Genomic DNA, 13,742 nt, shown 5'->3' on the forward strand with positions numbered 1-13,742 from the left:
CGACTGTTCTCCGGTCTCTAGAGTCCGAGCCGAGCGAGGTCGGCGGTGTTGAGAAGGGTGAATTCGCCCAGGGGTGCCGCCTGCTCCCGCCGCGGATCGACCGCGGTCATGACGGCGGCGAGTTCGCGCAGGCTGCGGGCGGTGAACACGTCGTCCAGGCCCAGGGACCAGCCCTGGTCGGCAGCGGAACCCACCACGCGTACGGCGCTGAGCGAGTCCCCTCCGATGGCGAAGAAGTGGTCCAGGGCGCCGACCGGCCGGTCCGGCTTGAGCACCTCGGCCCAGATGGCCGCGAGTGTCCGTTCCTCGTCGGTGTCCGGCGCCTCGTACGCCGCCGTGTCGCCGCGCCACGGCTGTGGGTCGGGCAGGGCCCGCCGGTCGACCTTGCCGGTGGCGCCGAGCGGGAACGCGTCCATGACCACGATCAGCGAGGGGCACATGTAGTCGGGCAGGATGCCGCGCAGTCGCTCGGCGAGCACGGTGCCGTCCGCCGCCGCGCCGGGGCGGACGGTGGCGTAGCCGATCAGCTCCTTGCCACCGCCCGGATGTTCGTGGACCACGACGACGGCGTCGGTGACCTCGGGCTGGGCGGCCAACCGCTCCTCGATCTCGCCGAGTTCGATGCGCACGCCGCGGATCTTCACCTGGAAGTCGGTCCGTCCGAGGTACTCCAGGTCGCCGTCGGGAAGCCGCCGCACCAGGTCGCCGGTGCGGTAGAGGCGCGAGCCCGGGTGCTCCGGTCCGGCGAACGGGTCCGGGACGAACCGGTCGGCCGTCAGATCGGGCCGGCCGACATAGCCGGTGGCCAGTCCGATGCCGCCGATGTACAGCTCGCCGACTCCGCCGCGCGGGATCGCCCGCATGGTGTCGCGGTCGAGCACGTGCAGCCGGATGTTGTCGATCGGACGGCCGATGGGGACGGCGGCGCCCGCCTCCGCCGGAGCGCAGCTGTGCCACGACACGTCCACGGCGGCCTCGGTGGGGCCGTAGAGGTTCTCCAGTCGGGGTGGTGTATACCCGGCGTTGGCCGTGACCTCGTAGAAACGGTCACGCAGGCTGCCTTCGAGCGCCTCCCCGCTGCACACCACCAGACGTACGGTCTCGGCGATGGTCTCCGCGCCCGGCTGCTCCAGCAGTGCGGCCAGCATGGGCGGCACGAAGTGCAGGGTGGTGACCCGTTCACGGCGGATCTCCTCGATCAGGTATCCCGGGTCGCGGTGGCCGCCGGGACGGGCCATCACGATCCGGGCGCCGGCCAGCAGCGGCCAGAAGAACTCCCACACCGAGACGTCGAACGTGTAGGGGGTCTTCTGCAGGACGGTGTCGCAGGCGTCGAGCCGGTAGGTGTTCTGCATCCAGCGCAGCCGGTTGGCGATCGCCCGGTGCGGGACCAGAACGCCCTTGGGGGTCCCGGTGGAACCCGAGGTGAAGAGGCAGTACGCGGGCAGCTCGCCGTGCAGGGGCAGTTCCAGCGGCGGCTCGGGCTCGGCCTCCAGGCCGACGACGAGGGTGTGCTCCCGGCCGAGCCCGTCGGTCACCCCTCCGGGGCCGGTCAGCAGCGTCCGGACCCCGGCGGTGTCCATCATCAGCCGCAACCGCTCGGCAGGAGCCGCGGTGTCGAGCGGCAGGTACGCGGCGCCCGCCGCCATCGCGGCCAGGAGGGCGACGACCAGTTCCGCCGAGCGCTCCATGTGCACGGCGACCACGTCGCCGACACGGACCCCGCTCGCGCGCAGCCGATGGGCGTGCGCGTCGGCCAGCCCGAGCAGCTCGGCGTAGCTCAGGGTGCGCCCCGCGTAGCTGACGGCCGGTGCGTCCGGGGTGAGGGCGGCGGACCGGCGGATCCCGGTGAGCAGATCCTGGGCCTCGTCCGGGCCGGCCGGGGCTGTGGGCCCTGCCGCCGCGTCGAGTTCCGCGGCGCGTTCGGACGGGGGCAGTGCGTCGTACCGGGCGGCCGGGTCGGTGGTGTTCTCCAGCAGGTGGCAGATGTGGGCCAGGAGTCGGCGGGCGGTGGCCCGCTCGAACAGATCGGCGTTGTACTCCAGGGTCAGCGCGCAGTGCTCGCCGTCGAGACGGGTGATCAGGCTCAGCTCGGCCTTCGCGGTCGTCCGCGCGTCCGGCACCTCCTCGACCCGGACACCGGGCAGTTCGAGTGAGGCCGGTGCCGCCTGCTGCATCACCAGGGCCGCCTGGAACACGGGCGGGTGGCTCGCTGTGCGCGGCACGTCCAGTTCGGACAGCAGCCGTTCGAACGGTACGTCCGCGGCGGAGAGTCCGCGCCCGATCTCGGCCGCCGTCACCGCGACGAGGTCGTCGAGCAGTCCGCTCGCGGGCAGTCGCAACCGCAGCGGGACGGTGTTGATGAAGCAGCCGATCAGGTCCTGTTGGCCGGACTCGGGGCGGTTGGCCACCGCCGTTCCGAGCACCAGCTCGCGGTCGCCTCCGCGGGCCGCGACCGCCGCCGCGTACGCCGCGGCGACCAGGGTGAACGGGGTGACTGCGCGGCGGCCCGCCTCACGACGCAGACGCTGCGCCAGTCCCGCCGGGAGGGCGAGCACCTCGCGGTCGCCGCGATAGGTCTGGCGGTGACCGCGCGGGCGGTCGGTGGGCAGGCCGTAGCGCTCCGGGGCTCCGCGCAGGTGCTCGGCCGCCCTCGCCAGGCCCCCGTCCGCCTCCAGGGCCGCGGTGCGGGCTCGCTGCCACCGCGCGAACCCGGCGTAGTCCGACTCGGGCAGAGGCGGTTCGACCGCTCCCGGCTGCCCGCCGAAAGCGGCGTAGAGCGCCGACAGTTCGTCCTGGAGCACGGTGAGCGACCAGCCGTCGGCGGCTATGTGATGGACCATCAGCACCAGGGCGCAGTCGTCGGGCCCGAGTTCGGCGAGGGTGGCGCGCAGGACCCGGCCGGCCCGCAGGTCGAGCGGCCTGGTGAGCTCCTCCTTGACGAAGGCAGGGAGTTCGCCGGCTCCGGAGAGCTCGACCGTCCGGTAGTCGAAGACGTCCTCGGCCGGCTTGGGGAGGGCCCGCAACCGGTCGGCCGTGACCTCGAAGCCGGTGCGCAGCGGGGCGTGCCGCTCGACCAGGCGAAGGAGCGACCTGCGCAGCGACTCCCGGTCGAGGCCGCCGCGAAGGCGGAAGCACCACGGGATGGTGTAGACGCCCGGCTCGCTGCCGGTCATCTCCTCCAGGAAGAACATCCGCTCCTGGGTGAGGCCGGCCGGATAGGGGGCGTCCTGCACCGTGGTGCCGACCGGCGGCAGCGTCTCGGGGTTGCGCTTCGTGACACGGGCCGCGATCACCGCGGGCGTCGCCCGGTCCAGGACGAAGGCGGCGGGTACCCGGACACCGAAGTGCTTCCCGAGCCGTGCGGCCATGCGCATGGCGAGCAGCGAATGGCCGCCGAGTGCCAGGAACTCGTCGTGCACGCTGATCCGCCGCACCCCGAGGACCTGCTCGAAGATGTCCACCACGGCCGCCTCCTCAGCGGTGCGCGGCGCGACGATCTCGGAGTGCGCCCGGCCCGCGGAGGGCTGCGGCAGGGACCTCTTGTCCACCTTGCCGTTGGGCAGCAGCGGCAGCCGGTCCAGCGCCACCAGCCGGGCGGGGACGAAGGCCGCAGGCAGCAGGGAGGCGACGTGTCGCAGCACCGCGGCCTCGTCCAACGGTGTGCCGGCGCGCGTCACCGCATAGCCGATCAGTCCATGGCCGTCGTCGCGCTTGAGCACGGCGGCCTGCTCGATGTCGGGGTGGGCCCGCAGGACGGCCGTGACCTCCGCGGGCTGCACACGCACCCCGTGGACCTTCAGCTCGTCGTCGGCGCGGCCGAGGATGTCCAGCAGCCCGTCGGCCCGGAGGCGGCCGAGGTCGCCCGTCCGGTAGAGGAGGTCGGCCTCGTCGGCACGGAACGGATTGGGCGTGAAGCGGTCCGCCGCGTCCCGGCCGGACGCCCCGAGATAGCCGAGCGAGCGGTGCGGCGTGCGGATGGTGATCTCGCCGGTCTCGCCGATCCCCGCGGGCCTGCCGGTGGGGCCGAGGACGACCACCTGGGTTTCCGGCAGCGGCCGGCCGATCGGCTGCACCCCGTCCGACGGCTCGGCGGGGATCTCGTACCAGCATTTCGCGAGCGTGGTCTCGGTCGGCCCGTAGAGGTTGACGACGCGGGCCTGTCCGCCCAGGTGTTCGCGCCAGCGGCGGACAGCCTGACCGCTGAGCGGCTCTCCGGCGAAGAGCACGGCGCGCAGGGCGCGGGGCCGGGGGGCTCCGTCCGGGTCCTCGACGTGCTCGGCGACGAGCAGGTCGGCGAGGCTCGGAGTGATGTGCAGCGTGGTCACACCGCCGCGCTCCAGCCAGCGCAGGGTGGCGGCGGGGTCCTCCAGGTCGCCGGGTTCGGGTACGACCAGCGTGGCACCGGAGACCAGAGGCAGGAACAGGTCGCGCAGGACCACGTCGAAGCCTGTGTTCGTACGCCAGCCGACCCGGTCGCCGGGGCCGGTGCCGAGCAGGTCGCGCTCCCAGGCGAGGAAGTGGGCGAGTCCGCCGTGCCGGCCGAGCACGCCCTTGGGAGTGCCGGTGGAACCGGAGGTGAAGAAGACGTACGCCGGATCGTCGGTGCCGGGCATCGGGACGTCGCAGGGGCCGCCCCCGGCGGCGAGCAGCTCGTCCGGGCCGATGGCGGCGCCATCGGTCTCGCCGATCACGAACGCGGGGCGGGCGGTCTCGAGGATCGCGTCCTGACGTGCCCGCGGCAGGCCCGGCTGGACGAACAGCAGGACTCCGCCGGCGCGCAGGACGGCCAGGGCCGCGAGGACGGTCCGGGTGCTGTGGCCGCCCTCCAGCCCGACCACCTGGCCGGGACGCAGCCCCAGGCCGAGGAGCCGGGCCGCGCCCGCCTCGGCGACGACGGTCAGCTCGGCGTAGCTCAGGTCGCCTTCCGGCGCCCGGATCGCGGTGGCCTCCGGGTGGCGGGCGGCCGCCTCCCACACCTGTTCGACGACCGACGTGCGAGGGGTGGCGGTCAGCGGTTCGGTGAGGGTGCGGGTGGCGCGGTCGGCTCCGTCCAGGGTGAGTTCGGCCAGCGGCAGGTCCGGGGTGGTGACGGCTTGCCGCAGCAGTCCGGTCATCGAGGCGGCGAACGAGGCCGCGTCCGCCGGGGTGAGCGCTGCCGTGCGATGGAGGAACTCCAGGCGCAGCCCGCCGTCCTGCGGCCAGCCGTAGACGCACAGGTCCGTACGAGCCCGTACCGGAGTCTCCTCCCAGCTCAGCCGGCTCGCCGTGCAGCCGGGCAGGCTCAACTCGGCACGTTCCTGGGCAAAGATGTTCAGCATCACATTGGTGTGCGCCTCGCCGCCGTGCTCCGCCCAGCGTGCGCGCAGCACTTCGGCGGGCACGTCGTGGTCCCCGTAGGCGTCCAGGGCCAGGTCACGGACCTGGCCGAGCAGCTCGGCGAAGTTCTGCCGGGGATCGGCCGAAGCCGTGACGTACAGGCTGTTGAGGCAGGGACCGATCAGCCGGCGGCTCCAGGCCTCCGCCCGGTTCGCGTTCGGCAGCAGCACGCTGCAGCTCTGCTGGTCGCTCCATCGGGCCGCCGTGGCGACCAGCGCGGCCAGCAGCACCATCACCTCGGAGGCGCCGTGGCCATGAGCGAACCGCTTCAGCCGGGAGAGTTCCGCGGCGTCGAGCCGCTCATAGTGGCGGGCCGCCTCCGCGGGGTCCCGGCCGGCCCGGCCGCCGTCGGCCGAGCCGGCCAGAGCCACACTCCGCGGTACGGGCAGCCGGGCGGCGAGCTCGGACACCCGGGCGGACTGGTCGGCGCGGGCGAAGCGTTCCCGCTGCTCCCGGGCGAAGCGCCGATACGTCTCCGGGACCGGCGGCAGCGCCTCGCCCTCCGTCACATGGCGATAGCACGCGTCGAGTTCGGCGAAGAGGGATTCCTCCGAGCCTCCGTCGAACACCAGGTGGTTGACGACGAGCAGCAACAGGGTGTCGCCCTCCCCCGCCGGGGCCCAGACATGCGCACGGATCAACGGGGAGTCACCGGGGAACGCACGCAGCGACTCCTCCGACACCTTGAGCAGCGCCTGCTGCTCCTCGAGGCCGTGCGTGACGTGCCACGGGATGTCATCCGGCCGGAAGTCCTCGGACATCAGCAGGATTCCGGCGTCCTCGTCCCAGACGCAGCGAGACAGCAGCACCGGGTTGCGCTCGGCGACCAGGCGCAGGGCAGCGCCCAGTGCGTCGAGGTCGGGGCGGCCGGTGATCCGCCAGGCCATGGGGATGTTGTTGGCCGTCGGCCCCGCGCCGAACTGCTCCAGCAGCCACAGCCCTTCCTGGGCGTACGAGGCGGCGACCACCTTCGTGGTGACGCTTGTTGCGGGCATGAGTGTGTACTCCGATACGAGGTGAGTCAGCGTTCGACGCTGGTGAGGTTGACCAGTACTGGACCGCTCAGGACGTGGGCGGTGGGAGCACCGGGCCGCCGGGTACTCGCCGGTGTCGGCCGCGAGGGAGGTGCGTGTGCCGGGCGGCGATCAGCCGTCCTGCGCCGACCTGGCCGCGAGCACGGGGGTCTGGCCGACGGGCTCGGCCGCGGCCTGGGCAGCGGAGCCGGCCGGTGTGTCGGACTCGGCCGGTGTGTCGGACTCGGATCCGGCCGGGGTCTCGGGCTCTCGCTTGTTGACGACCGCGTTGCGCACCAGACCGAGCGTGAGCAGGCCGGGTGCGCCCGCGGCCACGGCCATGGCCAGCACGACGACGGTGTAGTGGTCGCCGGCCAGCAGCGGGCCCGCCACGATCGCCCCGAGCGGGTACGCGCTGTGCATCAGCGTGCGCATCAGCGTCATGGTCCGGCCGCGGAGTACCTCCGGAGTGCGCTGGTACCGGACGCTCTGCGAGGAGACCGTCATGAGCATCGCGGGCAGCCCGCAGACGACCTGGCCGACGAGGATGAGCACCGGGTTCGCTCCGAGGAGCAGCAGCAGGCCGCTGCCGGAGATCACCTGGAGCAGACCGATCCGGAGCATCGGACGGACGGCGGGCTTGATCGCTCCGGCGATCAGCGAGCCGATCATCTCGGCACCGGCGAGGCCGCCGACGAGCACGCCGAGCATGGTGGCACCGCCCGGGAGACGCTCATGGGCCAGCCACGGCTGAGCGACGATCAGCATGCCCATCGCCACGTTGAAGATGGTGAAGGTGATGGTGATCACCAGCATCACCCGGTCCCGGACCACGAACGCGACGACCGGACGCCAGGAGCTGCGCTCGGTGGAGGCCGCGCTCCGGTCGCCGGCGGTCTCCGCACCGGCTCCGGGACGGTCCAGGCGGGCCTTCAGGCTGAGCACGAGCCCGGCGAACACCAAGTAGCTCACGCAGTCCAGGGCGAGCACCCAGTACCCGCCGATGAGCGGGATCAGCAGACCGCCGAGCGCGGGGCCGAGCATGCCGGCCGCGCCGTAGGCGACCGCCTCGAGGGCGATCGCGGTGGGGAGCTGCTTCTTGGGCACCAGATCGGGCAGGACAGCGGGGATGATGCCGATCGGGATGATCTTGAACAGACCGAAGACCGCCGCGACGACATAGAGGTGCCACGGGTCGAGGACATCCGTGACGTACAGCAGCGGGACGGCGAGCATGGCCGCACCGCGCACCAGGGAGTCGAACACCAGCAGTTTGCGCCGGGAGAAACGGTCCACGACCTTGCCGGCCAGGAGGCCGCCGAGCAGCACGGGGGCGGAGTAACAGACGCCGAGTACGCCCAGGGTCCCGGCGCCGCCGGTCGACACGGCGATCCACGCGAGGGCCGTCCAGGTGGCGCCGTCACCGAGCAGGCTGATGACCGCGCCGATCCAGAGCTTGCGGTAGTCGGGAATGCGGAGGACGGAAGCATAGACGCGCATGCCGTTCACACCGTTGCCTTTCCGTCTTCGGCGCGGGCCACGGCGACCGAGATCGGACGCTGGAACAGATCGGCGAGGCCGATCGACAGACCGTACTCGCGGGCGATCCTCGTCTTGAGCTCGATCGCCATCATGGAGTGGCCGCCGAGTTCGAGGAAATTGTCGGCACCGGTGATGTGCGGGTCTCCCAGCTCCTCACCGATCCAGTCGAGGATCCGCTGCCTCACTTCGTCCCGGTTCGGTGTCGGCACTCTTTCACTCACTTCTCGAACTCCATTTCCTTGGCCACGCTTTGGCTGTCCGTCTTTCCGTTCACCGTCAGCGGCAGTTGCTCGAACCACCGGAAACGGGTCGGGAGCATGTACTGCGGAACACGCTTGCGAAGTTCCGCCCGGAGGGCGCGAAGCTCGACCTGCTGTCCCGAGCGGGTGGTGTATCCGCAAGCGAGGATCGGGTTCTCGGCGCAGCCGACGACCACGGCGGACGCTTCGGTGATGTCCGGTACGGCGGCGACGGCCGCCTCCACCTCGCCGAGCTCGATCCGGTGACCCCGGATCTTCACCTGCCGGTCGGCACGACCGAGGTAGACGAGCCGCCCGTCGCGCGTCTCCACGAGATCCCCGGTCCGGTAGAAGAGCGTGCCGTCGACGAGGCCGAGCGGGTCGGGCCCGAATCGCTCGGCCGTGGTCTCCGGCCGGTCCAGGTATCCGGTCGCCACCTGGGGACCGGACACCACGAGTTGGCCTCGCTCACCGCTCTCCCCCGCTTCGTCCACGATGCGTGCGGTGAAGCCCGGCAGCGGCCGGCCGATGACCGAGTCGTCGAGGAGCAGGTCCTGCCCGGTGAGCCGGTGGTACGTGGTGTGGACGGTGGCCTCGGTGAGCCCGTACATGTTGATCAGTTGCGGCCGGTCGAGGCCGAACCGGTCCGCCCAGGTACGCAGGGCGGGCATGGAGAGCCGCTCACCGCCGAACACCACGTACCGCAACGGGACGCCGCCGCCGGCGGGCACCTTCTCCATGAGGACGCGGGCCATCACCGAGAACGCGGTGGGAGTCTGGTTGAGCACGGTCACGCCGCGGTCCAGCAGCAGTTCGGCACAGGCCTCGGGCGAGAGTTTGGTCCACCGGTCGACGATCACCAGGCAGCCGCCGTGCAGGAGCGGCCCCCACAGTTCCCAGACGGAGAAGTCGAAGGCGATGGAGTGGTAGAGCAGCCACACGTCTTCGGCACCGAAGTCGAACAGTCCGGCGGCGGCCGCGAAGAGAGCCAGGACGTTGCGGTGCGTTATCGGCACGCCCTTGGGCCTGCCCGTGGTACCCGAGGTGTAGATGACGTAGCAGTACGCGCCTGGATCCGGTCGAGCCCCCGACCACTCCTCCGCGTCGGTGTCCCAGGCCGCCTGCCGGACCTCGTCGCTCGTGATCGAACACACGCCGGCCGACCCGTCGACCGCGTCGCCGACCACGGCCCGCGGACCGCTGTCGTCGAGAATGAGCCGGTTGCGCACCGGCGGGTTCTGCACATCGAGCGGCACGTACGCGGCACCGCAGCGGAGAATCGCCAGTACCGTGACGACCATTTCCACGGAGGGCTCCATACAGAACGCCACGAGGTCGCCGGGCCGTACTCCGGCACGTTCTTTCAGCAGGGCCGCCACCCGCCGGGATGCGGCGGCGAGTTCGGCATAGGAGGCCCGGTCGCCGCCGAACTCGACCGCCGTTCCGTCGGGCCGGCCGGCGGCCATCTCGTCGAATGCCTCGACCAGGGTGAAATCTGCGAAATTCATGACACGTAAGTCCGCCTTGGGAATCGGTGGGCCGGTGGCCGGCGCAGCGGGCAGCAGCAATGCGACAGCAGTGAGGAAAGGTGAGGAAAGCGGAGGTTTCTTCCGCATGACCGGGGGCCGAGCGGCCCCCGGGAAGTCAGTTCAGGCCGTCGTCACACGGCCGACGCCACAGCAACGCGTCCATCGCACTCACGATCAGATCGGCACTGGCGCGGTCCAGTCGCCACCGCCGAAGGCTGGGATCGGAGGCAAGAGCCCGGCAGAGGATCACGCGAGCTTCGAGCTCCGCGGATTCCAGGGTCGGAGCCGTCATGTAGAGGACGAGCGCGGCGCCGAGCGGGTCCGGCCGCATCCAGTGGTGCTGAAGGCCTGAATCGCCGCACTCGGTCGCTTCACGAAGTCGGCCGGCGATCCGGTCCAGGTCCGAAGGCCGGGCCTTCGGCTGAGAACTCACCAGTCGTGCTGTGATCACATACAACGGAGTCCGTCCATCATCGAGCCGAGCGCCTGGCAGGTCTGCCGCGGGGTGCCTACCCCCAGATGTTGTCGCCGCCCGTGGACTCGGTGACCTGCGCGTCGTCCGCCTGTACGGTGACCGCCGGCGTCGCCGCCGCGGAGGCGGCGACGCCCATCGAGGCGGCCATGACGACGAGAACGACGACGGCGGAACGGGCGATGAGATTCACGTTGATCGACTCCCTGGTCGGGCGGCTTCCCCGGCGCGGCCGCCGGGCTCTGGAATGAGTCTGCTGATGCCGGCGGCCGGGGAAAAGACATTCGGGGTAGCCCAAACGGGCCGCGTCCTAATGCGGAGCCGAGACAGTCCGTGACCCGGATCCGTGGGGCGACCGTGTCCTGCGTGGTGAGGCGGGCGTCGGCCTCGGTACGGGGCGGGGTACGGGGCGTCGAACGGGTTCGGGACGACACGGGACACGGCCCGGGACAGGGCTTGCCGCTGTTCCGGGGCGTGAACCGGCCCGACCCGCCCCCGGAACAGCGCCGGGTCCTCAGAACAGCGCGCTGTAGGCGTTCAGTGCCGGCTGCCCGCCCAGGTGCGCGTACAGCACGGTGGAGTCGCGGCCGATCTCGCCGCGTGCGACCAGGTCGACGAGCCCGGCCATCGACTTCCCCTCGTAGACGGGGTCGGTGACCATGCCCTCGGTGCGCGCGGCGAGCCGCATCGCCTCCAGGGTCGTCTCGTCCGGGACGCCGTAGACGCCGGCGTGGTACCGCTCGTCCAGTTCGATGTCCTCGACGGTCAACTCGCGCTTGAGCCCGATGAGTTGCCCGGTGCGGTGCGCGATGCGGGCGATCTGCCCGCGGGTCTCGGTCGGCTTGGCCGAGGCGTCGATCCCGATGACGCGCCGGGACCGCGCGCCCGCCTCCTCCAGCGCGGCGAACCCGGCGACCATGCCGGCCTGGGTCGACCCGGTCACCGAACAGACGATCACGGTGTCGAAGAAGACGCCCGACTCCCGCTCCTGCTCGGCGACTTCGTACGCCCACCCGGCGAAGCCCAGGCCGCCGAGCGGATGGTCGGAGGCCCCGGCGGGGATGGCGTAGGGCTTCCCGCCCGACTCCTCGACCTCCCTGAGCGCCAGCTCCCAGCTCTCCTTGAAGCCGATCCCGAACCCGGCCCGGACCAGGCGCACATCGGCCCCGGCCAGCCGGCTGACGAGGATGTTGCCGACCTTGTCGTACACGGAGTCCGGCCACTCCACCCAGCTCTCCTGCACCAGCACGCACCTCAGTCCGGCGCGGGCGGCGACGGCCGCGACCTGACGGGTGTGGTTGGACTGCACCCCGCCGATCGACACGAGTGTGTCGCAGCCCTGTGCGAGGGCGTCGGCGACCAGGTACTCCAGTTTGCGGGTCTTGTTCCCGCCGTAGGCGATCCCGGAGTTGCAGTCCTCCCGCTTCGCCCAGAGGGCGGCTCCGCCGAGGTGGGCGGTGAGCCGTTCCATCGGGTGCACCGGGGAGGGCCCGAAGAGGAGGGGGTAACGCGCGTACGAGGAGAGGGACATGGGGCCTCCTGGAGCAGTGGGTCGAGTGGGTCGCCTGGAGCAGGGGGCCGGTCGGTCACTCGGCTGCTCGTCTACTCGGTTGCTCGGCCGCCGGGTTGCTCGGCCGCCAGGTCGTCGGAGTCGGCGAGGTCCGCGAGGGTGCGCCAGATCTCCGCCGTGACACGGACCGCCTCGTCCACGTCACCGCCGGCGCAGGCCTCGATCAGCCGGCCGTGCAATCCGGCCGAACGGCAGGTGCCGCCCTCGCCGAAGCGCCGCCGCTCCAGCCGCCGGACGAGGGGGGTGTAGCGGGCGATGGTGGCGGCGGCCGCGCGGTTGCCGGCGGCGCGGACGAGGACGTCGTGCAGCGCGTCGTCGGCGCGCAGGGCGGCGTCCACGTCCCCGGCCCGTACGGCGGCGGCGAACCGCTCGTTGGCCGCGCGCATCCCCTCGACGTCCGCCGCGAACAGCCGGGGCACCGCCACCCGGGTGGCCAGCTCGTGCATCGCGCCGACCACGGCCGCCGCGTCCCGTACGTCGGCGGCGACCACCGGGGTCACCCGCGTGTAGCTCTGCGGCTTGCTCTCCAGCAGCCCCTCGTCGACCAGCCGGGCGAACGCCTCCCGCACCGGCGCCCGTGACAGCCCGAGCCGCTCGGCGAGATCGGCGTCGCGCACGACCGCGCCGGGGGCGATGTCCCCGGCCACGATGGCGTCCCGGATCGCCGCGTAGGCGCGGTCCCTGAGCAGAGTGCGTGGCACAGCCTCCATGAACTGAAATGTTAGATATCAGTCCGCGACGCACGCAAGGCCTCGACGTGGCCGGGAAAGTAGACGACCGGTCGTACGCCGGCCGTACACTCGGCCTCATGGGACGGACCAGCGATGCCCGCGCGAAGATCCTCAGCGCCGCCCGGTCACTGATCGAGCTGCGCGGTTACTCCGCGCTGGGTGTGGCCGAGATCTGCAAGACGGCCGGGGTGCCCAAGGGCAGCTTCTACTACTTCTTCGAGTCCAAGGAAGCTCTCGCCCTGACCGTCGTCGACGAGCAGTGGGCCGGGCAGCGGCGCGCGTGGGAGCGGGTGCTGCACGGTGAGGCGGCACCGCTGTCCCGGCTGCGCCTGCTGTTCGAGGAGACCGAGGCCGCGCAGCGTGCGGGACAGCGGAGCTGCGGCACCGTGGCGGGGTGCCTGTTCGGGAACCTCACCCTGGAGCTGAGCAATCGGACCGAGGCCGTCCGCGACCGCCTCCAGGGGATCTTCGAGGCGCAGGTCGAGATGGTCGAGTCGGTCGTCGCCGAGGCCCTCGCGCGCGGCGAGGTCTCCGTGACCGACACCCGGGCGGCCGCTCGGGCCGTGGTCGCGCAGCTCGAGGGGCAGGTCATGTTCGCCAAGCTCTACAACGACACGGACCGGCTCGGCCCCCTGTGGGCGAACTGCCTGGCGCTGCTGGGCGCCCCCGCGCCGCGGGTCGACGCGGTCGGCGCCTGACGGAACTCCGGTCCCGCTGCGGTCCGTGGTGGCGGGCTCCCCGGAGGCGGACCGCCGCGGCGCGGCCGTGGGGTGCGGGGCGACCCGCGCCCGACGAAGGCCGGGCACGGCCGCGTCAGGCAACGCTCCGGTCCCTGACCGGCACCGCCGCGTCAGGCAGCACCTCGGCCCCTCACCGGCTCCGTGACCTGCGACTCCGTGACCTGCGACTCCGGGGAGCCGTCACGGCGTGCCGTCGGCGCGGGCCGGGCCCGGGTCGTTGGGGTGGGGCTGGAGCGCGGTGACGGTGAGGGTCATCCACGGGCGCAGCGGCAGCGTCCCGAGCACCTTCTCGTGGAGTTCCGCCTCGTCGGCGGCGCGCCAGACACCGATGCTGCGCAGTTCGCCGACCGGCCGCCACAGCCGGGCCAGATGACCGGAGGCGGCCAGTTCGCGGGCCCGGACGGCTTCGGCGGCGCGCCGTTCGTCGACCTCGTCCTGCCCGGTGCCCTCGGGCACGGTCGTGGTGATCTCGACCAGGAACTCTCGCATGGTCCCGCTCCGCTCCGTGAGGATCGATCGTGGCGGAT

General features: G+C 72.1%; 10 protein-coding genes. 1 reads left to right on the top strand and 9 read right to left on the bottom strand.

What is annotated here, in order from left to right; translation table 11 throughout:
• Positions 1-17: 17 nt before the first annotated feature.
• From OG736_RS11665 to OG736_RS11700, 8 genes are all read right to left on the bottom strand, one after another.
• Positions 18-6,374, bottom strand: a complete 6,357-nt coding sequence (locus tag OG736_RS11665; protein WP_327182368.1) for a non-ribosomal peptide synthetase — start codon at positions 6,372-6,374, stop codon at positions 18-20.
• Positions 6,375-6,524: 150 nt separating this feature from the next.
• Positions 6,525-7,892 carry an MFS transporter gene (locus tag OG736_RS11670; RefSeq protein WP_327182369.1) on the bottom strand — a complete coding sequence of 456 codons (1,368 nt, stop codon included), beginning with the start codon at positions 7,890-7,892 and terminating at the stop codon, positions 6,525-6,527.
• A 5-nt stretch (positions 7,893-7,897) separates the two neighbouring features.
• Positions 7,898-8,155, bottom strand: a complete 258-nt coding sequence (locus OG736_RS11675) for a phosphopantetheine-binding protein (protein WP_327182370.1) — start codon at positions 8,153-8,155, stop codon at positions 7,898-7,900.
• Positions 8,152-9,681, bottom strand: a complete 1,530-nt coding sequence (locus tag OG736_RS11680) for an amino acid adenylation domain-containing protein (RefSeq protein ID WP_327182371.1) — start codon at positions 9,679-9,681, stop codon at positions 8,152-8,154. The genes OG736_RS11675 and OG736_RS11680 overlap by 4 nt, the downstream gene beginning before the upstream one ends.
• Positions 9,682-9,817: 136 nt before the next feature.
• Positions 9,818-10,135 carry a hypothetical protein gene (locus OG736_RS11685; RefSeq protein ID WP_327182372.1) on the bottom strand — a complete coding sequence of 106 codons (318 nt, stop codon included), beginning with the start codon at positions 10,133-10,135 and terminating at the stop codon, positions 9,818-9,820.
• A 76-nt stretch (positions 10,136-10,211) separates the two neighbouring features.
• On the bottom strand, positions 10,212-10,367 hold the full coding sequence (locus OG736_RS11690) for a hypothetical protein (RefSeq protein WP_327182373.1): 156 nt from the start codon (positions 10,365-10,367) through the stop codon (positions 10,212-10,214).
• A 321-nt stretch (positions 10,368-10,688) separates the two neighbouring features.
• The gene (locus tag OG736_RS11695; protein WP_327182374.1) at positions 10,689-11,705 is read right to left on the bottom strand and encodes a 1-aminocyclopropane-1-carboxylate deaminase; all 1,017 of its coding nucleotides are present in this window, start codon (positions 11,703-11,705) and stop codon (positions 10,689-10,691) included.
• Between the two features lie 71 nt (positions 11,706-11,776).
• Positions 11,777-12,454 carry a GntR family transcriptional regulator gene (locus tag OG736_RS11700; protein ID WP_327182375.1) on the bottom strand — a complete coding sequence of 226 codons (678 nt, stop codon included), beginning with the start codon at positions 12,452-12,454 and terminating at the stop codon, positions 11,777-11,779.
• A gap of 98 nt (positions 12,455-12,552) precedes the next feature.
• Here OG736_RS11700 and OG736_RS11705 point away from each other — a divergent pair, with 98 nt between their 5' ends.
• Complete coding sequence (locus OG736_RS11705) at positions 12,553-13,173, top strand: TetR/AcrR family transcriptional regulator (protein ID WP_327182376.1); 621 nt, start codon at positions 12,553-12,555, stop codon at positions 13,171-13,173.
• Positions 13,174-13,395: 222 nt separating this feature from the next.
• Here OG736_RS11705 and OG736_RS11710 read toward each other — a convergent pair whose 3' ends face one another.
• Entirely contained in the window at positions 13,396-13,704 is a 309-nt protein-coding gene (locus tag OG736_RS11710) for a muconolactone Delta-isomerase family protein (protein WP_327182377.1), read from the bottom strand.
• Between the last annotated feature and the right edge of the window lie 38 nt (positions 13,705-13,742).

The sequence above is a fragment of the Streptomyces sp. NBC_01334 genome, from assembly GCF_035983595.1.
GTDB lineage: Bacteria > Actinomycetota > Actinomycetes > Streptomycetales > Streptomycetaceae > Streptomyces > Streptomyces coriariae.